26 protein-coding genes are annotated in these 21,184 nt (G+C 65.5%); 9 read left to right on the top strand and 17 right to left on the bottom strand.

Annotated elements, in window-relative coordinates; genetic code table 11:
• Positions 1-11: 11 nt before the first annotated feature.
• Entirely contained in the window at positions 12-701 is a 690-nt protein-coding gene (locus tag V474_RS15985) for a hypothetical protein (protein ID WP_059152585.1), read from the top strand.
• A 50-nt stretch (positions 702-751) separates the two neighbouring features.
• Here V474_RS15985 and V474_RS15990 read toward each other — a convergent pair whose 3' ends face one another.
• The 4 genes from V474_RS15990 to V474_RS16005 form a co-directional block, all read right to left on the bottom strand.
• Entirely contained in the window at positions 752-1,543 is a 792-nt protein-coding gene (locus tag V474_RS15990) for an NUDIX domain-containing protein (protein ID WP_059152437.1), read from the bottom strand.
• A 390-nt stretch (positions 1,544-1,933) separates the two neighbouring features.
• Positions 1,934-2,263 (bottom strand): Grx4 family monothiol glutaredoxin, encoded by a 330-nt coding sequence (gene grxD / locus V474_RS15995; protein ID WP_059152438.1) that lies wholly within the window; start codon positions 2,261-2,263, stop codon positions 1,934-1,936.
• Positions 2,264-2,293: 30 nt separating this feature from the next.
• Positions 2,294-2,527, bottom strand: coding sequence for a BolA family protein (locus V474_RS16000; RefSeq protein ID WP_059152439.1), 234 nt, complete (start codon positions 2,525-2,527; stop codon positions 2,294-2,296).
• Positions 2,528-2,538: 11 nt separating this feature from the next.
• Entirely contained in the window at positions 2,539-2,856 is a 318-nt protein-coding gene (locus V474_RS16005; RefSeq protein WP_043972070.1) for a DUF1476 domain-containing protein, read from the bottom strand.
• A gap of 265 nt (positions 2,857-3,121) precedes the next feature.
• Between V474_RS16005 and V474_RS16010 the strand changes: the two genes are divergently transcribed.
• On the top strand, positions 3,122-3,988 hold the full coding sequence (locus V474_RS16010; protein WP_148649419.1) for a DUF1838 family protein: 867 nt from the start codon (positions 3,122-3,124) through the stop codon (positions 3,986-3,988).
• A gap of 48 nt (positions 3,989-4,036) precedes the next feature.
• Here V474_RS16010 and leuD read toward each other — a convergent pair whose 3' ends face one another.
• The 5 genes from leuD to V474_RS16035 all read right to left on the bottom strand — a co-directional run bounded on the left by leuD (position 4,037) and on the right by V474_RS16035 (position 7,245).
• Positions 4,037-4,639 carry a 3-isopropylmalate dehydratase small subunit gene (gene leuD / locus V474_RS16015; RefSeq protein ID WP_059152440.1) on the bottom strand — a complete coding sequence of 201 codons (603 nt, stop codon included), beginning with the start codon at positions 4,637-4,639 and terminating at the stop codon, positions 4,037-4,039.
• Positions 4,639-4,821, bottom strand: a complete 183-nt coding sequence (locus tag V474_RS16020) for a hypothetical protein (protein WP_043972065.1) — start codon at positions 4,819-4,821, stop codon at positions 4,639-4,641. The genes leuD and V474_RS16020 overlap by 1 nt, the downstream gene beginning before the upstream one ends.
• Before the next feature lie 13 nt (positions 4,822-4,834).
• Positions 4,835-6,274 (bottom strand): 3-isopropylmalate dehydratase large subunit, encoded by a 1,440-nt coding sequence (gene leuC, locus V474_RS16025; protein WP_059152441.1) that lies wholly within the window; start codon positions 6,272-6,274, stop codon positions 4,835-4,837.
• A gap of 223 nt (positions 6,275-6,497) precedes the next feature.
• Positions 6,498-6,752: a hypothetical protein gene (locus V474_RS16030; RefSeq protein WP_059152442.1), complete on the bottom strand. Its 255-nt coding sequence runs from the start codon at positions 6,750-6,752 to the stop codon at positions 6,498-6,500.
• 121 nt (positions 6,753-6,873) lie between these two features.
• Complete coding sequence (locus V474_RS16035; RefSeq protein WP_059152443.1) at positions 6,874-7,245, bottom strand: hypothetical protein; 372 nt, start codon at positions 7,243-7,245, stop codon at positions 6,874-6,876.
• Between the two features lie 290 nt (positions 7,246-7,535).
• On the opposite strand from V474_RS16035, the gene V474_RS16040 reads away from it, so the two are divergent.
• Positions 7,536-8,057, top strand: coding sequence for a sterol desaturase family protein (locus V474_RS16040; protein WP_059152444.1), 522 nt, complete (start codon positions 7,536-7,538; stop codon positions 8,055-8,057).
• Positions 8,058-8,081: 24 nt separating this feature from the next.
• Here the strand turns inward: V474_RS16040 and V474_RS16045 are convergent, their stop codons facing one another.
• Positions 8,082-8,441 (bottom strand): YbaN family protein, encoded by a 360-nt coding sequence (locus V474_RS16045; protein WP_059152445.1) that lies wholly within the window; start codon positions 8,439-8,441, stop codon positions 8,082-8,084.
• Between the two features lie 8 nt (positions 8,442-8,449).
• Positions 8,450-8,854, bottom strand: a complete 405-nt coding sequence (locus tag V474_RS16050) for a SufE family protein (RefSeq protein ID WP_059152587.1) — start codon at positions 8,852-8,854, stop codon at positions 8,450-8,452.
• A 93-nt stretch (positions 8,855-8,947) separates the two neighbouring features.
• On the opposite strand from V474_RS16050, the gene V474_RS16055 reads away from it, so the two are divergent.
• Positions 8,948-11,005, top strand: coding sequence for an NAD(+) synthase (locus V474_RS16055; protein WP_059152446.1), 2,058 nt, complete (start codon positions 8,948-8,950; stop codon positions 11,003-11,005).
• Positions 11,006-11,407: 402 nt separating this feature from the next.
• Here V474_RS16055 and V474_RS16060 read toward each other — a convergent pair whose 3' ends face one another.
• Genes V474_RS16060 through V474_RS16085 form a run of 6 tightly spaced genes read right to left on the bottom strand, consistent with a single transcriptional unit; the run spans position 11,408 to position 13,745 of the window.
• A complete protein-coding gene (locus V474_RS16060; RefSeq protein WP_043972052.1) occupies positions 11,408-11,656 on the bottom strand; it encodes a hypothetical protein in 249 nt (82 codons plus the stop codon).
• Positions 11,653-11,946 carry a hypothetical protein gene (locus tag V474_RS16065; protein WP_059152447.1) on the bottom strand — a complete coding sequence of 98 codons (294 nt, stop codon included), beginning with the start codon at positions 11,944-11,946 and terminating at the stop codon, positions 11,653-11,655. Before V474_RS16065 ends, V474_RS16060 begins: the two co-directional genes overlap by 4 nt.
• A complete protein-coding gene (locus V474_RS16070) occupies positions 11,943-12,224 on the bottom strand; it encodes a hypothetical protein (RefSeq protein WP_043972050.1) in 282 nt (93 codons plus the stop codon). Before V474_RS16070 ends, V474_RS16065 begins: the two co-directional genes overlap by 4 nt.
• A 36-nt stretch (positions 12,225-12,260) precedes the next feature.
• Positions 12,261-12,659, bottom strand: coding sequence for a PspC domain-containing protein (locus V474_RS16075; RefSeq protein ID WP_059152448.1), 399 nt, complete (start codon positions 12,657-12,659; stop codon positions 12,261-12,263).
• Between the two features lie 28 nt (positions 12,660-12,687).
• Positions 12,688-13,539: a phage shock protein PspA gene (gene pspA / locus V474_RS16080; protein ID WP_059152449.1), complete on the bottom strand. Its 852-nt coding sequence runs from the start codon at positions 13,537-13,539 to the stop codon at positions 12,688-12,690.
• A complete protein-coding gene (locus tag V474_RS16085; protein ID WP_059152450.1) occupies positions 13,536-13,745 on the bottom strand; it encodes a hypothetical protein in 210 nt (69 codons plus the stop codon). The genes pspA and V474_RS16085 overlap by 4 nt, the downstream gene beginning before the upstream one ends.
• A 183-nt stretch (positions 13,746-13,928) precedes the next feature.
• On the opposite strand from V474_RS16085, the gene pspF reads away from it, so the two are divergent.
• From pspF to infB, 5 genes are all read left to right on the top strand, one after another.
• Entirely contained in the window at positions 13,929-14,939 is a 1,011-nt protein-coding gene (gene pspF / locus V474_RS16090) for a phage shock protein operon transcriptional activator (RefSeq protein WP_059152451.1), read from the top strand.
• Between the two features lie 205 nt (positions 14,940-15,144).
• On the top strand, positions 15,145-15,738 hold the full coding sequence (gene rimP, locus V474_RS16095) for a ribosome maturation protein RimP (protein ID WP_059152452.1): 594 nt from the start codon (positions 15,145-15,147) through the stop codon (positions 15,736-15,738).
• A gap of 1 nt (position 15,739) precedes the next feature.
• A complete protein-coding gene (gene nusA / locus V474_RS16100; protein ID WP_059152453.1) occupies positions 15,740-17,362 on the top strand; it encodes a transcription termination factor NusA in 1,623 nt (540 codons plus the stop codon).
• Positions 17,343-18,113 carry a DUF448 domain-containing protein gene (locus V474_RS16105; protein WP_043972033.1) on the top strand — a complete coding sequence of 257 codons (771 nt, stop codon included), beginning with the start codon at positions 17,343-17,345 and terminating at the stop codon, positions 18,111-18,113. Before nusA ends, V474_RS16105 begins: the two co-directional genes overlap by 20 nt.
• 22 nt (positions 18,114-18,135) lie before the next feature.
• Entirely contained in the window at positions 18,136-20,982 is a 2,847-nt protein-coding gene (gene infB, locus V474_RS16110) for a translation initiation factor IF-2 (RefSeq protein ID WP_059152454.1), read from the top strand.
• Positions 20,983-21,184 lie beyond the last annotated feature (202 nt).

Consider the following 21,184-nt stretch of genomic DNA (forward strand, 5'->3'; position numbering starts at 1 on the left):
AACGCCCTTTCGTGAACGATAGCTCCCCCGAATTCGAAACCAAAGCCCAGGCCAGGGCCGAAGCGAAGGCCGATGTCCGCGCTGCCGAGGCTGCCGCCATCCGGCGCCGCTGGGTCACGCTCGGCGAAGTGCTGGCGGTGATTGCCGTCGTTATTTCCGGTCTGACCTTGTGGAATAACTGGAGCCAGCGAAGCGACAGCGAGGCGTTGAAGACCGCAGAAGCGCAGCAGGCTTCCACCCGCGCGGCGACGCTGGTGCTTATGGCGACAGGGTCCGGGGATCGGGAACTGATCCTGAGGCCTGCCGCGGCCGAACAATCCGTGCAGAGCCAGGAGGTATCCTTCCCCAGCGCATTGGACGTGCCGCCCGCGCAAACCACGGGAGAGCCTCGAATTGAGGCGGCATGGTTCGAACGTGCACTCAAGCAGGCACGCGATGCGGCCCGGTTGCCCGATGAAAGCCGCGGCGACGAGCGGCTGCCGGTGCTTGTCACCACGCGCTTTCTGGTGGCGGGCGAATCGCATGAAGATGTTGCGCTCTACGATGTCGGTTACAGCATTTCGGGCCGTTGGCTCGGCGGTCACAGTGTCACCCTGCGCGGTGTATCGCTGGTGTCGCGGGTGAAGCGCGCCAGCGGCCAGGCAAAGCTGGATGCCCGGTGGAGCGCGCTGCTTCCTGCAAAGAGTGCTGGCCGCAAGTGAAGTAGCGCAACAACCGGGCGTACTGCGCGCGTCAAGCCGCAACGAGGGGTCTAGCCGCGCAGCGCCGTTGCCCTGGGTTGACCCAGCACCGGATAACCATGGCCTTCCGCAATGACGAGCCATTGCCCGTCTTCGCGCTCCTCGATGCCGGGGTGAATCCGGGCGACCGGATGTGCTGCGATATCGGCCAGCGCCTCGGCGTGACTGGCGTATTGAGCCAGCCGCTCCAGATTGCGCCGGGTCGGAAAGATCACGGAGATGTCGCCGCTGTCGGCCATATCCAGCGCCTCGGCGGCGCTGGCCCAGAACAGGCGGGTGTTTTCGGTGGCATCGACGGTGATGTCGACCGCGCCCGTGCCAAGGTCCATGACGAAGAAGCGGGTGTCGAAGGCTTTGTCCGATAACGGGCACCAGTGTGCGAAGAAGGTGAGGGCGGCCGGTTCCAGTTCCCAGCCGAAGCGCGCCAGTACGGTGTCGAGGCGGCCGTCCTCCAGCAGCAGCGCGCGCGCCTGTGCCGCTTCCTGCGCGCCAACGGGCTGGCGGGCGGCGATCATCAGGCCGGTCTCCTCCAGTGTCTCGCGGATCGCGGCGATGCGGGCGGCAGCGATTTCCTCGGCTTCGTTCGGCAGCAGGCGGCGGGCGAGTTCACGGTCCGCAGGGTCGACACGGCCGCCGGGGAACACCGCTGCTCCGCCGGCAAAGCGCATCTCTTTCGCGCGCTGGACCATCAGCACCTCTGGAGCGCCGCCGGTGGCGGAATGGCGGAAGATCACCACGGTTGCGGCGGGGACGACGGCGGGCCCCTCTGCTGGGATCGGCTGGTCGGAAGGCGTGCTGGACATGTACCGGCTGTCGCCCGCGAAAGGGCGGGCATCAAGGGGAAACTGCTTCGCTCTGGCGGGAACATGTGTCGGCCTGGTTTACACTTCACTGTAGTCACAGGAGGGACGCCGGTCAGGGAATGGCCAATTTGCGCCGATTATTGAAACTGGCACGGCTTGTGCTTATAGTTGAGTACCCCGAGAAGCAGTCTCGATAGAGGCGGGGCCGATCAGTCTCACGGCCCCGCCTCCCCGAGAAGCTTCACTTCCTTACATCGCCGGAACGCCTAGCCGCCGTGGAAATGGGCTGCTGTTTGCCGCGTCATCACGGCGAAGGAGATGGTCGCCCGGACGCAAGAAAGCCCGGGCGTTTCCACCCGGGCCTTCCAGTATTCGGCGATACCAAGCAGATCAGCCCTGCGCGGCGATCCCGGATTCGGTGATGAGCTGGTGCAGTTCGCCGGCCTCGTACATCTCCATCATGATGTCGCTGCCGCCCACGAATTCGCCCTTGATGTAGAGCTGCGGGATCGTCGGCCACTCGGAGAAGCCCTTGATGCCCTGGCGGATTTCCATGTCCTGCAGCACGTCCACGGTCTCGTAAGGGACCGCGAGATGCTCGAGGATCGCAATAGCGCGGCTGGAAAAACCGCACTGCGGGAACAGCGGCGTTCCCTTCATGAACAGGACGATGTCGTTGCTGTTTACGATTTCGCCGATGCGGGCGTTGACGTCGGACATTTCGATGGAACCCTTAGTGTGTACCAGGCGTCAGTTGGGGACGGCGGTGGTCAGTTGCAAGGCATGGAGCACGCCGCCCATCCGCCCGCCCAGCGCCTCATAGACCAGCTTGTGCTGGGCGACGCGGGGCTTGCCGGCAAATGCGGAGGACACGACATGCGCGGAATAGTGGTCGCCGTCGCCAGCGAGATCGGTGATCGTCACCTCCGCATCGGGCAGCGCGGCGCGGATGAGGGTTTCGATTTCTTCGGAAGACATTGCCATCGTAAAATTCCTTAGCCCAGAAACGCGCGGCGGGCTTCGACCTGCTTGGCCTCCAGCGCAGCGCGGATTTCGCCTTCGCTGGTGTCGACGCCGGCGGCGGTGATGTCGCCCAGCAGCTTGCGGATCACGTCCTCGTCGCCGGCTTCCTCGAAATCAGCCTGGACTACGGCCTTGGCATAGGCGTCGGTTTCGGCAGGCGAAAGCTTCATGCGCTCGGCCGCCCATTCGCCGAGGAGGCGGTTGCGGCGGGCCTGGATGCGGAACGCGGTATCGGCGTCGTGCGCGAACTTGGCTTCTTCGGCGCGTTCGCGATCCTGGAAACTGGTCATCGGACAACCTCGAATGATAGCGCCTTGCATATGCAGGGCGCGCTGCTTTGACCTTAGCCGATAGGGCGGGGAGAGTTCGGGTTCAATCCCGATTCGTCAGGAAGCGGCTCGGGGATGAAACAGCGGCAAAAGCGGCGCTCGGCGCGATGGTGTCCGACCGGTGGATAGGCGCCGGGTGATAGATGGCGCTTGGCAGTGATTAAGAATGGATAGTGCCCGACACAATAGGGGGACTTGGATGCCTAGCTTGCCACGCCTGCCGGATATGATCCGGCCCGATCGCCGCGATGCCCTGAAGCTGGGACTGGGACTGGCGGCATCGGTCGCCGTAGCGCCGGGAGTGTCGGCGAAGGCGGGGCGCCGCACGCTGGACCCGGCCAATCCCGCCGACGCCGTGCAGATATATCGCAAGCTGCGCTACCGCACCGACGATGGCCTGATCTATTCGTGGATCAAGGGTCCGTACATGGCCGCGATCGGCGGGGACCTGATCCCGCTTTACGCGATCAACCTGGGGTCGATCCAGCGCGTCACCCTCAATCCCGACGGCGGTTTCGACCTCATCGACCTGGAGATCAGCTTCCGCGTCGATGTGAACACGGGCAAGCGCCTGACTAACATGCGCAATCCGCTGACCGGCGAGACGGTGCGCGTGGGCGGCAGGGGACCGGTGCCCACCCATGTCAAGGTAGGGCCGGACAATGAGGTTCACATCCCCGACGTCCCCGGCGCGCCGCGCTATGAGCATGTTCACTTCGGCGCTACGCCGCTGATGCTGGGGCGCGACGAGATCGCGATCCGCGACCGGTCGCACGCCAAGGTGACGGCGCCGGACGGCGGGGTATCCTATCTCAACGAGGTCAGCACGATCACGGCATCGCGCGCGCAGGTGCTGGATTCGGCGACCACGAACGTACTGTCGCGGGTACAGTCCAACGATGTGCGAAGCTGGCAGGCATGGCTGAACATGGGGGACCGTGCGGGCACCCAGAACCTGTTCGGCAATGGCGGTAAAGTGGCGCGTTTCGCCGATCTTCCGGCGGACTGGCTGGCGATGCTGGAGGAATTCTATCCCCAAGTCGCCGCCGATCCGATCGCGGTTCTGGACGGCAAGGTCGTGGTCAAGCCCTGACCCATACGAGCCGGGAGACGGGCGCGGTGCCCGGCTCCCGGCTATAGATCAGGCAGCGATGCTCAGGGTATTCGCCAGGAACGGGAGGCCTTCGCGCGCCTTGTTCTCGTAAGCCGAGATCGCGTCGCCCTGAGCCATCGTCAGGCCCACTTCGTCCAGACCGTTCAGCAGGCAGTGCTTGCGAAAGGGGTCGACGTCGAAGGTGAAGCGGTCCTGGAACTGCGTGGTGACGGTCTGCGTATCGAGGTCGATGTCGATGGGCTGGTCCTGCGCCACTTCCATCAGGCGGTCGATCGCAGCCTGCGGCAGTGCCACGGTCAGGATGCCGTTCTTGAACGCATTGCCCGAGAAGATGTCCGAGAAGCTTGGCGCGATCACGCAGGTGATGCCCATGTCGAGCAGCGCCCATGCGGCGTGTTCGCGGCTGGAGCCGCAGCCGAAGTTGTCGCCCGCGATGAGGATCGGCGCGCCGGCCCAGCGATCGTCAGTGAAGACGTTGCCGTCTTCCTTCTTCACCGCTTCGAACGCGCCCTGGCCCAGGCCGTCACGGGTGACGGTCTTGAGCCAGTGGGCGGGGATGATGACGTCGGTGTCGACGTTCTTGCGGCCGAACGGGATCGCCTTGCCGGCGACGTGGTTGATCGCCTGCATCAATCGGTCTCGTTCGGGAAGTGCGGCGCGGTATTGGTCGCGCCGGGCTTGCCGTCGACCTTTTTACGGTCGTTGCGGCGCTTCACGAAGAGCAGCGCGGCAGCGATGGCGGCCGAACCGATGGCGGCACCGGCGGCAAGGGCGGCGCGGCCGGCGAGCGAGTTGTCGTTGTTGTCGGACATGGCGTTTATCCTATCAGTTTGCCGGTGCGAGGTCGCGCACGTCGGTCAGCTTGCCGGTGACGGCAGCGGCGGCGGCCATCGCGGGGCTCATCAGGTGGGTGCGGGCACCCGGACCCTGACGGCCGGTGAAGTTGCGGTTGCTGGTGGACGCACAGCGCTCTCCGGGCGGAACCTTGTCCGGGTTCATGGCAAGGCAGGCCGAGCAGCCCGGTTCGCGCCATTCCAGTCCGGCGTCGATGATGATCTTGTCCAGCCCTTCCGCCTCGGCCTGTTCCTTGACCAGGCCCGAGCCGGGGACGACGATCGCCCACTTGACGTTATCGGCCTTGTGCCGGCCCTTGAGCACTTCGGCAGCGGCGCGGATGTCCTCGATGCGGCTGTTGGTGCAGCTGCCGATGAAGACGTTCTGCACTTCCACTTCGGTCAGCTTCATGCCGGGGGTCAGGCCCATGTATTCAAGGCTGTGCTTCACCGCGTCGCGCTTGGAGGCATCGGCGAAGTCTTCCGGCGCCGGAACCACGCCGCCGATGGCGGATGTGTCTTCCGGGCTGGTGCCCCAGGTGATGGTGGGCTGGATGTCCTCGGCGCGGATGAACACGGACTTGTCGTAAGTCGCGCCTTCATCGGTGGCCAGGCTCTTCCACCAGGCCACGGCCTTGTCCCATTCCTCGCCCTTGGGGGCGTAGGGACGGCCTTTGACGTAGTCGAAAGTGATATCGTCAGGCGCGACGAGGCCAGCGCGGGCGCCGCCCTCGATCGACATGTTGGACACCGTCAGGCGCCCTTCGACCGACATCTCGCGAAAGACGTTGCCGGTATATTCGATGACGTAACCGGTGCCGCCGGCAGTGCCGATCAGGCCGATGATGTGCAGGATCACGTCCTTGGGAGTGACGCCGGCGCCCAGCGTACCCTCGACCCGGACCTCGAAGGTCTTCGACTGCTTGAGCAGCAGGGTCTGCGTGGCGAGCACATGCTCCACCTCGCTGGTGCCGATGCCGAAGGCCAGCGCGCCCAGTCCGCCGTTGCAGGCGGTGTGGCTGTCACCGCACACGATCGTGGCGCCGGGCAGGGAGAAGCCCTGTTCCGGGCCGACGACGTGGACGATGCCCTGTTCGCGGTCGGCATCGCCGATGTAGCGGATGCCGAAGGCGGGGGCGTTCTTTTCCAGCAGGTCGAGCTGCTGCGCGCTCTGCAGGTCGGCGATGGGGATGCGGTTGCCGTTCGCATCGCGGCGCGCGGTGGTGGGCAGATTGTGGTCCGGCACGGCAAGCGTAAGATCGGGACGGCGCACCGGGCGGCCGGCGGCGCGAAGGCTTTCAAAAGCCTGCGGGCTCGTCACTTCGTGGACGATATGCCGGTCGATGTAGATGAGGCAGGTGCCGTCGTCGCGTGTATCGACGACGTGGGCGTCCCAGATCTTCTGGTAAAGGGTGCGCGGAGTGTTTGTCATGATGAGGCGCGATTAGGCCCGGAACCCGCGAAATTCAAGGGGCAGGGCGATTCGATTACACCGTTTGGCGAAATTTTCGTTCAAACAGAAGCTGCCTTGCGATGTATCGTTGCTTGAAAGACGCGCGCTATCCGCCACGCGAAACGCGCCCGGACGTGGTGCCGGGCGCGCTGGTCGTGTTGGAATCTGGCGAATCGTTACGGTTGGGGGCTAACCCGCTCGATCAGCGGTGATGGCGATCGTAAGCCGCGGCGCGGTGGCGAACCACATGATGCGGGGCGGCGCGGCGATGATGCTTCACGTAACGCGGCGGGGTGTGGCGGACGTGATGCACCGGCCTGTGATAGCGCGCGCGCTGGTCGTGGTGACCGCGCTGATCGTGGTGGCGCGGGGCGGCCTCGGCGATGGACGGGGCCAGTGTGGCGGCACCCAGCAGGACGGCGAGGGCCGGCGCGATGATCTTGGTGAACTTGCCCATGGGGGTATCTCCTGTGAGAATTACGATTGTTGCTGGTTTACAACCAAGGCCGGCGGAAAAGGCTGCCCCGGTTTCGGCTTGAGTGGATCAAGCCGTCCAGGGCGCCCGCAGCCCGGCGCGATCAGCCGCGGCGGCCGTCATAGTCGCGGCGCTCCATGTGAAGGGCGGTGTAGACCTTGTTGACGCGGTTCTGGAGAATGCGGGTCTCCTGCGCGCTGAGGCCGCCTCGGGCATAGCTGCTGTAGAGGCGCTGGACGTCGGCGGCATCGCGGCGCAGGCCGGTCGCTTCACGCTGCGAGATCGTGCGGCGCGCTGCGGCGCGGTCGATCTGCGCGCGCAGGCCGGAGATGTCGGCGCGGATGTTGGCGTTGCGAACCGGCGTCTTGTAGGCGGCCTCGTGGCGCGGGGCGGCTTCGGCGATGGTCGGCACGGCGGCCGAAAAACCGAGGACGGCGACGAGGGCGGGGGCGACGAGCTTGGTGAACTTGCGCATGGGTGGCACTCCTTCTTGAAACCTTGGGGTGGAGGAGGTGGATGACCTCGCTTCCGATGCATTCAGGTTTAGGGCCGCGAAGGTGAACGCCAGAGATATGACCCGTCGCAAAAAAGTCTGCGATTGTAAGAGAGTGTCGCAAGGTGCGGGTTCGGTGGTGAGGGCTTCGACAAGCGCAGCCTGCGCGGATTGAAGGATCCGCTTTAAATTCCGCTCAGGCTGAGCTTGTCGAAGCCCCGAGTCAGTCACGAGGGTTTTGCCAGCCAGTGCTTCCCGCTATAAGGCGGCGCATGTCCCTTGCCGCCGTGATCCTGACCGTCCTTGCCTCCGTCGCCGCGATGGAGTTTGTCGCGTGGTCGAGCCACAAGTACATCATGCACGGGTTCGGCTGGGCCTGGCACCGCGATCATCACGAACCCCACGGCAACCTGCTGGAAAAGAACGACCTGTTCGCCCTGTTCGGCGCGGCGATCAGCATCGGCATGTTCGCGCTGGGCTCGCCGCTGGTGATGGGTGTCCATGCCTGGGAGCCGGGGACGTGGGTCGGGCTGGGCGTGCTGATCTACGGCGTCATCTATACGCTGGTTCACGACGGGCTGGTGCATCAGCGCTACTTCAGGTGGGTGCCCAAGCGCGGCTACGCCAAGCGGCTGGTCCAGGCGCATAAGCTGCACCATGCGACGATCGGCAAGGAAGGCGGCGTCAGCTTCGGTTTCGTGGTCGCCCGCGATCCCGCCAGCCTGAAGCGCGAACTGCGTGAGCAGCGGGAACGCGGCATCGCCGTGCTGCGCGAGGCGGTGGACGAACGCTAGGCGATCATCGCGGCTGGAGCCGCGTTACTCCGCCCGGGTCCAGATCCAGGTTCCGATCGTCGCCAGCACCGCCAGCGGGATCAGCGTCCACCAGCCCCCGGCGGTGAACCACACCGCGACCACGCTCAGGCTCATCGTCAGGATCGCGGCGATCTTGCCCTTGCGGCTGATGGCCTTGCGGTCGCGCCATTCGCGAAGGTGGTGGCCATATTTCGGGTGCTGGTAGAGCCGTTCCGCCCATTCCGGGTGGCTTTTTGAAAAGCATGCGGCGGCGAGGATGTAGAAGATCGTCGTAGGCAGCAGGGGCACGAAGATGCCCAGCGTACCGATGCCCACCAGGATCACCCCGCCGATTATCCAGAACGCGCGCCTAGCGCGGTGCATGGGCGGCCTTATGCATAGCGCGCGGCGGTTTCCCGGATAAGCGCGATCATGTTGGGTATGCCCTGGGTACGGTTGGAGGACAGCTGGTTCTTCAGGTCGAAGGGCCCAAGCGCCTCGGTGATGTCGGTTGCGGCCACGGCGGCGGCGGGCTTGTCCTGCACGGCGGCGATCACCAAGGCGACGATGCCTTTGGTGATGCCGGCGTTGCTGTCCGCCAGAAAGTGCAGGGTGCCGTCATCGCGCGCGGCGGGATAGACCCACACGCTGGCCGAGCAGCCGCGCACTTTGGTGGCGTCGGTCTTGAGGGCATCGGGCATGTCGTCCAGTTCGCGCCCCAGTTCGATGAGGAGGCGATAGCGTTCGTCGCCATCGAGGAATTCATACTCTTCGCGGATATCGTCGAGGCTGCGCATGGCTTTGGCATTTAAGGCGAGCGGCTGCGAGGGCAAGGGGAACATTGCAAGGCGATGTTGCAAGGGGTGGGGCTTCCTGTCAGGGAATTGCCCATGACCGCAGATCGCAGCCACCCGTTTTATGCGATGCACGAGCACGGCTTCGTGCGCGTCGCCACCTCAACCCCGCGCGTGCGCCCGGCCGATGTCGCGTTCAACCGCGATGCGGTGCTGGCCGAGGCGCGGCGGGCGCACGATGCCCATGTCGACCTGCTGGTCTTCCCCGAGCTGTGCCTGTCTTCCTACGCGATCGACGACCTGCATTTGCAGTCCGCGATGATCGAGGCGGTGGAGGCGGCCATCGCCGATGTGGTCAAGGCCAGCGCCGATCTTTCGCCGGTGCTGCTGGTCGGCGCCGCGCTGATGCGAAAAGGGCGGCTGTATAACTGCGCGCTGGCCATCGCCGGAGGGCGGCTGCTGGGCGCTGTGCCCAAATCCTACCTGCCCAACTACCGCGAGTTCTATGAAAAGCGCTGGTTCGCCAGCGGCAAGGCGATTCGCGGCAGCACCATCACCGTGAACGGGCAGGAAGTGCCGTTCGGCGTCGACCTGGTCTTCGCCAGCCAGGTCCTGCCCAACTTCCGCTTCTTCGCCGAGATCTGCGAGGATTTCTGGGCCCCCACGCCGCCCTCGTCGCTTGGCGCGATGGCCGGGGCGACGATCCTGTGCAACCTGTCGGCCTCCAACATCGTGATCGGCAAATCAGACGAGCGCCACATGCTCTGCCGCGCGCAGTCGGCCCGCGCGGTGTCCGCTTATGTCTACTGCGCCGCCGGGCACGGCGAGAGCACCACCGACCTTGCATGGGACGGGCAGGGCGTCATCTACGAACTGGGCGACCTGCTGGCCGAATCGGAGCGTTTCTCGCTCGACCCGCAGCTGTGCGTGGCCGATGTCGATTGCGACCGGATCGTCATGGACCGGGTGCGGGTGCCCACCTTCAACGACGCCGCCGAACTGGCCGGGCTGCCGGAGGAAACCTTCCGCACGGTGCCGTTCCGCCATGCCCCGGCGGGCGGCGATATCGGCCTGACCCGCCCCGTCGGCCGCTTCCCCTTCGTACCCGCCCGCGCCGACAAGCTGGATGCGGACTGCTACGAGGCGTTCAACATCCAGGTCGATGGCCTGATGCGGCGCATCGAATCGACAGGCGCCAGGTCGCTGGTGATCGGCATATCGGGCGGGCTCGATTCGACTCACGCCCTGATCGTCGCCGCGCACGCCTGCGACCGGCTGGGTCTGCCGCGAACGACGATCCGGGGCTATACGATGCCCGGCTTCGGCACCAGCGACGGCACGAAATCCAACGCATGGAAGCTGATGAACGCGGTCGGCATCACGGCGGAGGAGATCGACATCCGCCCCGCCGCCACGACGATGCTGAACGACATCGGCCACGACTTCGCGGACGGCAAGCCGGTCTACGACGTGACCTTCGAGAACGTCCAGGCGGGTCTGCGCACCGATTACCTGTTCCGCCTTGCCAGCCAGCATTCGGGCTTCGTGGTCGGCACCGGCGACCTTTCGGAACTGGCGCTGGGCTGGTGCACTTACGGCGTCGGCGATCACATGAGCCACTACGCCGTCAACGCCGGCGTGCCCAAGACGCTGATCCAGTACCTGATCGGCTGGTGCGCGCGCGGCGACCGGTTCAACGCCTCGACCGAGGAGATCCTGCTGGCGATCCTGGCCACGGAAATCTCGCCCGAACTGGTGCCCGCGGGCGCGGACGGCGCGATCCAGAGCACCGAGGCGAAGATCGGCCCTTACGAGCTGAACGACTTCTTCCTGCACCATGTGATGCGCTTCGGGCAGAAGCCGTCGAAGGTGGCTTTCCTCGCCTGGCATGCCTGGCGCGAGGCCGGGGTGGGCGTGTGGCCCGCCGGTTTCCCGGAAGGCAAGAAGAACGAATACGATCTGGCGACGATCCGCTCGTGGCTGGAGAAGTTCCTGCGGCGCTTCTTCGCCTTCAGCCAGTTCAAGCGTTCCGCGATTCCCAACGGCCCGAAGGTATCCTCGGGCGGCGCGCTGTCCCCGCGCGGCGACTGGCGCGCCCCGTCCGATGCCAGCGCGGCGGTGTGGCTGGCGGAACTGGACGCAAGGGTGCCGTAACAGGCACGGGTCATCGCCCGCCGGCGAGCGCGGGGTAACGCCAGGGAAATTCAGCGGACGGGCTGCGGCCGGCGCTGGGTTTGGTCGCCAGCATCAGGCGACTAGTGCTGGGCCCTGCCTTTTATCTGCGAACGGCTGGTAAGGGGCGTGACCTCGTGGGACTTCCAGCTCGACCCTGCGGTGCGTGGGGGTGAGGGGGCGGGTTCGCACTCTTGCCCTATTCCCTGAGGGCACACCCTCACGTTCATCCACGCATCCCTGATTTGCGGCTTGTCCGGTCCGCACCGGACGCCGGCCGCGCCGGGAGCATGGAGTGTCAGCTACACACCCCCGACCCGTCACGCCGCAGCATATAACCTATATGGTTATAAGTATCAAGGGCAGGCGCCGGGTGAGGGCGCGTCAGCGTAGCTTTTCGATCTCGCGCGCCAGGTCGTTGCCGTGCTTTTCATCGGTGGCGATACGTTCGAGGACGATGATGCGCTTGCGCATTTCCTCGACCTCGCGCTCCAGTTCATGCTCGCGTGCGGTGTGGTCGTAGCCTTCGGCGCGGGGCCCTCGCTTGTCGCCCAGCGCCTGATAGCGCTGCGCCTTCAGCCAGGTGACGCACCCGATCGCGAAAAGCACGACGACGGCAGTCCAGAAACTCATTGCTTAGTCACCTCAAGTCCGCTCTCGCCGCGCAGCGCCTCGATCTGGAGGGCGATGTCGCGGGCGTTGCCGCCATCCGTAATGATCCTTTCAAGAACGCGCACGCGATTTTCGACATCGCTGTTGTGCGTGGCATATTGCGCGGCCTTTTCGGCGGTGGCGCCCAAGGTGATCTCCAGCTTGCGTTCGAGGAAGGCGAGGCGGCGCTTGTAGACGCCCGCAAAGATCGCGAACATCACGATCATGGCGATGAGGACGGCGCACAGGCCCATGAAATCGCCGGGGCTCATTGCTTTGTCTGCTCCGACATGCGGCCGGTCTCGACCGCCCGCTGGTCGCGCAGTGCCTCGATCTGGAGGGCGGTGTCGTAGCCGCCGTCAGTGATGATCCGTTCCAGCACGCGCACGCGCTCTTCCAACTCGCGTGAGTGCGAGGCGTATTGCGCGGCTTTCTCGGCGGTCGCCTCGATCTGAAGCTCGGCGAGTTTGCGCTGGTGCTTGGTCCAGATCGCGAAGCCGCCCATGATGAACGGAGCGAGCGGTATCAGCACCCAGATTGCGTCTTCCATCGAATGAGTTCCCTGTTGCCCGGAAAAAAGAAGCGCTTAGCGCAAGCTGTCGATCTCGGCCGCGAGGCGCGAGTTGCTGCTGGAATAGTGCGCTTCCATGTCGGCGACCCGGCGGTCCATGTCGGACAGGTCGGTGCGCAGGCGGCTTGAGGGCTCCGAACCGCTCAGGTTCAGGCCCTTGCGGGCACGGCGGCGTTCCATGCGGCGCAGCAGGCGCATTTCTTCCTCTTCGCTGTAGAGCCCCATCGGCCGCTTGTCGGCCACCAGGGCGACCACGATGTAAATTGCGATGATGAGCGGAAACCCGAGCAGCAGGAGCAGCACGGCCCCCACGCGCACCCACAGGCTGTCCACGCCGGTGTAATCGGCGATGCCCGAACATACGCCGGCGATCTTGGCATTCGACTTGTCGAGATAGAATTGTCCGCGTGACACTGGTTTTTCCTTTCCCTGTAGGCCGGCGTTACTGTTCGGTCGAAGCCTTGTCGGTCGACGTATGGGCGGCGCCCTGGTCCTGACCCATGGCGCGCTTCATGGCGGCCAGTTCGGCGTCGATGGTGTCTCCGTCCGCCAGCGCGGCGATTTCCTCGGCAAGGCTGGGCTGGCGATGGTCGGAGAGGCTCATCGCCTCGGCGCGGCCTTCCGCATAGTCCACCCGGCGTTCCAGCTGGTCGAACCGGGCCATGGCTTCATCCACGCGCTCGCTCGACAGCAAGGTGCGCAGTTTGACGCGATTCTCGGCGCTCTGCAAGCGGGCGGCGATGGACGACTGGCGGCTGCGGGCTTCGCGCAGGCGGGTCTGCAGCTTTTCGATGTCCAGCTCGTAAGCGCGCAGCGCATCGTCGAGCACCAGCGTCTCGGCGGAGAGCTGCTCGGCCATGTCGGCGGCTTTCTTGCGTTCCATCAGCGCGGCGCGGGCGAGGTCTTCGCGGCCCTTGGACAGAGCGAGCTGCGCCTTGTCGGCCCAGTCGGCCTGCAGCTTGTCCAGCTTGCTGACGTGGCGGCGCAGTTCCTTCTGATCGGCGATCGTGCGGGCGCTGCTGGTGCGTACCTCGACCAGCGTTTCCTCCATCTCCAGGATGATGAGCCGGATCATCTTCGCCGGGTCTTCCGCCTTGTCGAGCAGGTCGTTGAAGTTGGCGGCGACGATGTCGCGGGTGCGGGAGAAGATGCCCATGGCGGTGGTTCCTCGGATGAAAGTCGGGCGGCGGGGGCCGCCGGTATATTCGAAAGCGTCAAAGCGGCGGGCGCGGTTTGCGCCTTCACCCTCGCGCGGATTTTGGAGAATTTCGATCTCCGCGTCGAGCCTGCTCATGCGAGGGGGGCTCCGCAGGCATGGGTCTTCACCGTAGAGGCATAGGCCTTGGTGCCGAACTGGTCGGCCATGACATAGAGGTTGAACGCGCCCATCGCCAGAAGGCTGGCGATGATGGCCCAGTCCAGTCGGGTCCGGGCCAAAGTCGAACGCATCGGCGCGGGGCGGACCTGCTGGGGTGCGGTGCTGGCGGTATGCGATGACATGGCGGCGTTTCCTCGTGAACCTGAACTTGTCTTGCCAGAGCGTTCGCACCGGCAGCGCAAAGCCCATCGCAACGACCGTGCCAAACTGCACAGACGGCCTAAATCCGCGCTTCTTCCAGATTGTCGCGGTGTTGCGACGAAAATGAATTGCCAATGAATGGGAAATTTCGCTAACTCTTGGGGATGGAGCGAGAAGCCCAATTCATAGGCCAGTCCACGGCCTTCCTCGACGCGGTGGAGCGGGCCAGCCGCGCCGCTGCCGTGCGCCGCCCCGTCCTCGTCATCGGGGAGCGGGGGACCGGCAAGGAACTGATCGCCCAGCGTCTGCATCACCTTAGTCCCCGTTGGGGCGAGCCGCTGGTCACTCTCAACTGCGCGGCGCTGCCCGAAACCCTGATCGAGGCCGAACTGTTCGGGCACGAGGCGGGGGCCTTCACCGGGGCCACCCGCGCAAGGGCAGGGCGCTTCGAGGAGGCGGACCGGGGCACGCTGTTCCTCGACGAACTGGGCAACCTGTCGATGGCGGCGCAGGAACGCCTGCTGCGCGCGATCGAGTACGGCGAGGTCGTGCGTATCGGTTCCTCGCGCGCGATGACGGTGGACGTGCGTATCGTCGCCGCCACCAATGCCAACCTGCCGCGCATGGCCGCCGAAGGCACCTTCCGCGCCGACCTGCTTGACCGACTGAGTTTCGAGGTCATCACTCTCCCCCCGCTGCGCGCCCGCGAGGGCGACGTCTACGAACTCGCCGACTTCTACGGCCGCCGCATGGCGAGCGAGCTGGAATGGGACCGCTGGCCAGGCTTCTCGGCTGCTGCGATGGCGGCGCTGGAGGCCTACGAATGGCCCGGAAACGTCCGGGAACTGCGCAACGTGGTGGAGCGCGCGGTTTACCGCTGGGGTGACGAGAACGGACCGGTAGGCGAGGTAGTCTTCGACCCCTTCGCAAGTGCCTGGGCCATGCAGGGTGCGGTCGAACCGGCGGCGCCGCCTCCTGCTCGCGAGCCGGAATTGCCGCCGGCCCCGTCCGGGTCGCTGCGCGATGCGGTGGACGCGCACGAGCGGGGGCTGTTGGTGGAAACGCTGGAGCGCCTGCGCTGGAACCAGCGCAAGGTCGCCGGGGCGCTGGGACTGACCTACGACCAGCTACGGCATTGTCTCAAGAAGCACGGGCTGCATCAGAAGCGGGAGTGAGCGGGCGCAGCCGAGGACTTGCTGCATGGCGTCCAACTCCCCCTTGCCTTTTTCCAGAATCGCGCCTATCTGCGCCTCATCCCGTCATTGGTGAAACAACGATCGGGCTGGCGCCGGTAGGGGCCGGCGCGAAACCGCGTTGTGGCAGCTTTGGCATTTCCCGGTTCGCTCAGGCGGGTCGGGCATAAGCAATTTGGAGTTTCGTTTGGTCGATATCGCGCGTCTTACCGAAGTGATCGAACCGGAGGTCAAGGCCCTGGGTCTGGACCTCGTGCGTGTGCGCGTCTTCGGCAAGAGCGAGGTCGGCGACGACGAGATCGCATTGCAGATCATGGCTGAGAACCCGGCAACCGGGCAGCTCCTGCTTGACGATTGCGCGGCTCTTTCGCACCGCATCTCCGACCGGATGGACGTGCTGGAAGCCGCCGGCGAAATGCTTATCGAAGAGGCCTATCGCCTCGAAGTCAGCTCACCGGGGATTGATCGTCCGCTGACCCGTCCCAAGGATTACGCCAACTGGGCCGGGCACGAGATCAAGGTCAACCTGGCCGCCCCGATCGAAGGCAACCGCAAGGGTCTGCACGGCGAACTCGTCGGCATCGAGGGCGAAGCGGGCGCCGAGATCGTCACGGTTGCGGATAAAAAGTCCGGCACCGTCAGCTTCCCGCTGGAAAACGTACAATCGGCTCGGCTTATCCTTACCGACAAGCTGATCGCAGCAAGCCGCCCGCTGGATGCTTCTGGTGCAGATGAAGTAGTCGGCGGCGCAGACGACATTCTTGAGGAACAGGAAGACTAATATGGCCAGTGCGATTTCCGCCAACCGCGCCGAGCTCCTCGCGATCGCGAATTCCGTCGCATCGGAGAAGATGATCGACAAGTCGATCGTCATCGAGGCGATGGAAGAAGCCATCCAGAAGTCGGCCCGCAACCGCTACGGCGCCGAGAACGACATCCGCGCGAAGCTCGATCCGCGCACCGGCGACCTGCGCCTGTGGCGCGTCGTCGAGGTCGTCGAGGAGGTTGAGGACTACTTCAAGCAGGTCGACCTCAAGCAGGCAGAAAAGCTCCAGAAGGGCGCGGCCCTGGGTGACTTCATCGTCGACCCGCTGCCCCCGGTGGACCTGGGCCGTATCGACGCGCAGTCGGCCAAGCAGGTGATCTTCCAGAAGGTCCGCGACGCCGAGCGTGACCGCCAGTTCGAGGAATTCAAGGATCGCGCCGGCGAAGTCATCACCGGCGTCATCAAGTCGGTCGAATTCGGCCACGTGATCGTCAATCTCGGCCGCGCCGAGGGCGTGATCCGCCGCGACCAGCAGATCCCCCGCGAAGCCGCCCGCGTGGGCGAGCGCGTCCGCGCGCTGGTCATGCGCGTCGAGCGTCAGAACCGCGGTCCGCAGATCTTCCTTTCCCGCGCCCACCCGGACTTCATGAAGAAGCTCTTCGCGCAGGAAGTCCCCGAAATCTATGACGGCGTCATCGAGATCAAGGCTGCTGCCCGCGATCCGGGTTCGCGCGCCAAGATCGGTGTCATCAGCAACGACAGCTCGATCGATCCGGTCGGCGCCTGCGTCGGTATGAAGGGCAGCCGCGTTCAGGCCGTCGTGCAGGAGCTGCAGGGCGAGAAGATCGACATCATCCCCTGGAGCGAAGATACCGCGACCTTCGTGGTCAACGCGCTCCAGCCCGCGACCGTCAGCCGCGTCGTCATCGACGAGGAGGAAAGCCGCATCGAAGTCGTCGTGCCCGATGACCAGCTTTCGCTGGCGATCGGCCGCCGCGGCCAGAACGTGCGTCTGGCCTCGCAGCTTACCGGCTCGCAGATCGACATCATGACCGAGGCGGAATCCTCGGAGAAGCGCCAGAAGGAATTCGTCGAGCGCTCGAAGATGTTCGAGGAAGAGCTGGACGTCGACGAGACCCTTTCGCAGCTGCTGGTGGCCGAAGGCTTCAGCGAGCTGGAGGAAGTGGCTTACATCGACATCAACGAACTGGCCGCGATCGAAGGCTTCGACGAGGAACTCGGCGAGGAACTGCAGAGCCGCGCGCTCGAAGCGCTTGAGCGCCGCGAAGAAGCGAGCCGCGAGGCCCGCCGTGGTCTTGGCGTCGAAGACGCGCTGGCGGAACTGCCGCACCTCACCGAAGCCATGCTGGTCGTGCTGGGCAAGGCGGGCATCAAGACCCTCGACGACCTGGCCGATCTGGCCACCGACGAGCTGATCGCCAAGAAGCGCACCGAGCAGCGCCGCCGTGACGGCACCGTCAATCGCCGCGCCGCGCGCGACGAAGACAAGGGCGGCGTTTTGGGCGAGTACGGCCTGAACGAAGAACAGGGCAACGAAATCATCATGGCCGCCCGCGCGCACTGGTTCGACGAAGAGCCGCAAGCTGAGGAGGCCGCCGATGCGGATTCCTCGCAATGAGCGCGTAAGCTCCGACATCGATGGCAACGCGGCGGAGCGGACTTGCATCCTCTCCGGCGGGAAAGCTGCGCGGGACGCATTCGTCCGTCTGGCGATTTCGCCGGACGGTCTGGTGCTCCCGGACGTCCACGCGCGTGCCCCCGGCCGCGGCGCGTGGATCGGCGTTTCTCGCGATGCCCTTGAAATCGCGCTCTCGAAGGGCAAACTTAAGGGAGCATTGGCGCGCGCCTATAAAGGCGCATCGCTGTCCATTCCCGAAGACCTCGCCGACAGGATCGAAAACGCGCTGACGCGTTCGCTGACCGACCGGCTGGGGCTGGAACTCAAATCGGGCAGGTTGCTCATGGGCTCGGACCGCATCGCGCAAAATGCGCGTGAGGGCCGGGTCGAGTGGCTTGCCCATGCCGCCGACGCCAGCGTCGACGGGTCGCGCAAGCTCGACCAGGCATGGCGGGTCGGGCGCGACGAAGAAGGATCGGGTCTCAGGGGCACGCGCTTGCCACTGGACCGGGAGGCGCTGTCTGTGGCATTGGGCCGCGACAACGTCGTACACTTGGCGCTGAATGATCGCGGGGCAGCGACGCGAGTCGCATCGCAGCTCCAGCGCCTACTGCATTTCCAGGGTAAGGTTTCGGGCGAAGATATCGCCATGGAAACCGGCAGCCGGGAAACCCCTCAAGGGGACTTGAGCGCGACCGACATGGATGATGGCAGCGGAGCGGCACCGGCCGCCTCCGTTACGACGAACTGACCGAAGGGCGAAGACGAGAATTATGAGCGAGACCGACAACAAACCGACCCTGGGCCGCAAGCCGCTTGGGCTTAAGCGCTCGGTGGAAGCGGGTGAGGTCAAGCAGACCTTCAGCCACGGCCGCACCAACAAGGTGGTGGTCGAGGTGAAGCGCCGCAAGCTGATTGGCAAGCCCGGTGAAGGCGGCGCCGTCGAGGCGGCCGCTCCCGAGCCTGTGGCCGCAGCGCCCGCTCCGGCCCCTGCGCCGCAGCGTCCCGCGCCGCCGCCGGTGGTCAAGCGTTCGGCGCCCTCCAACGAGACCCCGCAGGAGCGCGTTGCCCGCCTCCAGCGCGAGGCCGAGGAAGATCGCCTGGCGTCGCAGGAAGAGAACAATCGCCGCGACCAGGAAAACCGGGTCCGCGCGATGGAAGAAGAGAAGCGCCGCGTCGAAGCCGCGCGCGCTGCCGAGCAGGAAGCTGCTGCCCCGGCTCCCGCTCCCGTCGCTGAAGCACCGGCTGAGCCGGTCGCTGCCGCGCCTGTCGCAGATGCTCCTGCCGCAGAGGCGGCTCCTGCCGCAGAGGCCGCTCCGGCACCTGCCGCTGAAACCGCAGCGCCCGTCGCCGAAGCGGCTCCCGCCGCTGAAGCTGCGCCTGCTGCCGAAGCCGCGCCTGTCGCCAAGGCTGCGGAGCCGGCACCTGCCGCCCCCGCAGCGCCTGAGCCCACCCCGGTTCCAGCGCCCCGCGCCTTTACCCCGGTTGCCCGCCGCTTTACCCCGGTTGCCCGCCCCGAGCCGCGCAAGCCCGAGCCTGCCGCCGCGACCACGGCTGCCGCCGGTCTGACCGCCGCTGCGGCAACGGGTTCGGCCGCAAGCGCGGCGACCGGTGCCGGCGCAGCCGCCAAGCGTCCCGACGCCAAGAAGGGCGCAGTTGCCGCTCCTGCCCGTCCGGCCCAGCCCGGCGAGCGCGGCAAGGCCGTTGGCGGCGATCGCCGCCAGTCCGGCAAGCTGACCGTCACCCGCGCCCTGAACGACGACGAGGGCGCCCGCGCCCGTTCGCTCGCCGCTCTGAAGCGTGCGCGTGAAAAGGAACGTCGCGGCAGCTACGGCGGCCGCCAGCAGCAGCGCGAGAAGCAGGTCCGCGACGTGGTCGTGCCTGACGCGATCACCGTCCAGGAACTCGCCAACCGCATGGCCGAGAAGGGCGCCGACCTCGTCAAGTCGCTGTTCAAGCTGGGCATGATGGTCACCGTCAACCAGACGATCGACCATGACACGGCGGAACTGCTGGTCGAGGAATTCGGCCACAACATCCAGCGCGTCTCGGAAAGCGATGTCGACATCGACACCACGACCGACGTCGATGCCGAGGAAACGCTGAAGCCGCGCGCTCCGGTGGTCACCATCATGGGCCACGTCGATCACGGCAAGACCAGCCTTCTGGACGCCCTTCGCGGCACCGACGTGGTGCGCGGCGAGGCCGGCGGCATCACCCAGCACATGGGCGCCTACCAGATCAAGACCAAGGGCGGCGACCTCGTCACCTTCCTAGATACGCCGGGCCACGCCGCCTTCACGCAGATGCGTATGCGCGGTGCCAACGTCACGGATATCGTGGTGCTGGTGGTTGCGGCCGATGACGGCATCATGCCGCAGACGGTCGAGGCCATCAATCACACCAAGGCCGCGGGCGTGCCGATGATCGTCGCGATCAACAAGTGCGACAAGCCCGAAGCGAACCCGCAGAAGGTGCGTGAGCGTCTGCTCGAGCACTCGATCGTGGTCGAGGACATGTCGGGCGACGTCCAGGACGTGGAAGTTTCGGCCAAGACCGGCAAGGGTCTGGACGAACTGATCGAGAAGATCCTGCTCCAGGCCGAACTCATGGAACTGACCGCCAACCCCGATCGCGAGGCGGAAGCCACCGTGATCGAGGCCAAGCTCGACAAGGGCAAGGGTCCGCTGGCCAGCGTGCTGGTCAATCGCGGCACCTTGCGGGTCGGCGACATTCTCGTCGTCGGCACCGAGAGCGGCCGTGTTCGCGCCATGCTCGACGACAAGGGGCGTCAGGTGAAGGAAGCCCTGCCGTCCATGCCGGTCGAGGTCCTGGGCCTCAGCGGCGTGCCGATGGCGGGTGACATGCTCACCGTGGTCGAGAACGAGAGCCGTGCGCGCGAAGTCGCATCCTACCGTCAGGAGCAGGCCACGGCCAAGCGCACCGCGACGGCGCCCACCAACATCGAGACGATGTTCTCGGCGCTGGCCGCCAAGCAGAGCGTCATCGAGTATCCGGTGGTCATCAAGGGCGACGTGCAGGGTTCGGTCGAGGCGATCAACGCCGCGCTCAACAATCTGTCGAACGACGAGATCAAGGTGCGTATCCTCAGCTCGGGCGTCGGTGCGATCACCGAATCCGACGTGACCCTGGCAGCCGCCAGCGGCGCGCCGATCGTGGGCTTCAACGTCCGTCCGAACGCCAAGGCGCGCGGCCAGCTCGAGAAGACCAAGACGCCGATGATGTATTACGACATCATCTATGAACTGACGGCGGAAGTCGCCAAGCAGATGGCCGGCATCTGGGGGCCGGAGCGGATCGAAACCGTGGTTGGCCGCGCCGAGGTCAAGCAGGTGTTCCCGGCGGGCAAGAAGGACAAGGCGGCTGGTCTGCTTTGCACTGACGGCTACATCCGCAAGGGTATCAACGCGCGTCTCACGCGCCAGGATGTCATCGTCTCGAAGACGGTCATCCAGTCGCTGCGCCGCTTCAAGGACGATGTGGACGAAGTCCGCGCCGGTCTGGAGTGCGGTGTGGTCTTGGCCGACACCAACGACATCAAGCCGGGCGATATGCTCGAAGTGTTCGAAGTCACGGAGCGCGAGCGCACCGTCGGCTGAGCCTTTCAGGCTTGACGCAGACACAGGCGGCCATCGTCGGGGGAACCCGGCGGTGGCCGTTTCCTTAGATGCCTCCGATTTGGGCAAAGTTGATCCGAAACGGATTCATAAATAAGTACATGTACTTAGTCCGTTCCGAAACTTGCAAACCATTCACTCGGCACAGTTAAGGGAGCCCGCCTATGCCTTTTCGGTCGCGACC

Origin of the sequence: Novosphingobium barchaimii LL02 (genome assembly GCF_001046635.1) — a bacterium.
GTDB classification, from domain to species: Bacteria; Pseudomonadota; Alphaproteobacteria; order Sphingomonadales; family Sphingomonadaceae; genus Novosphingobium; species Novosphingobium barchaimii.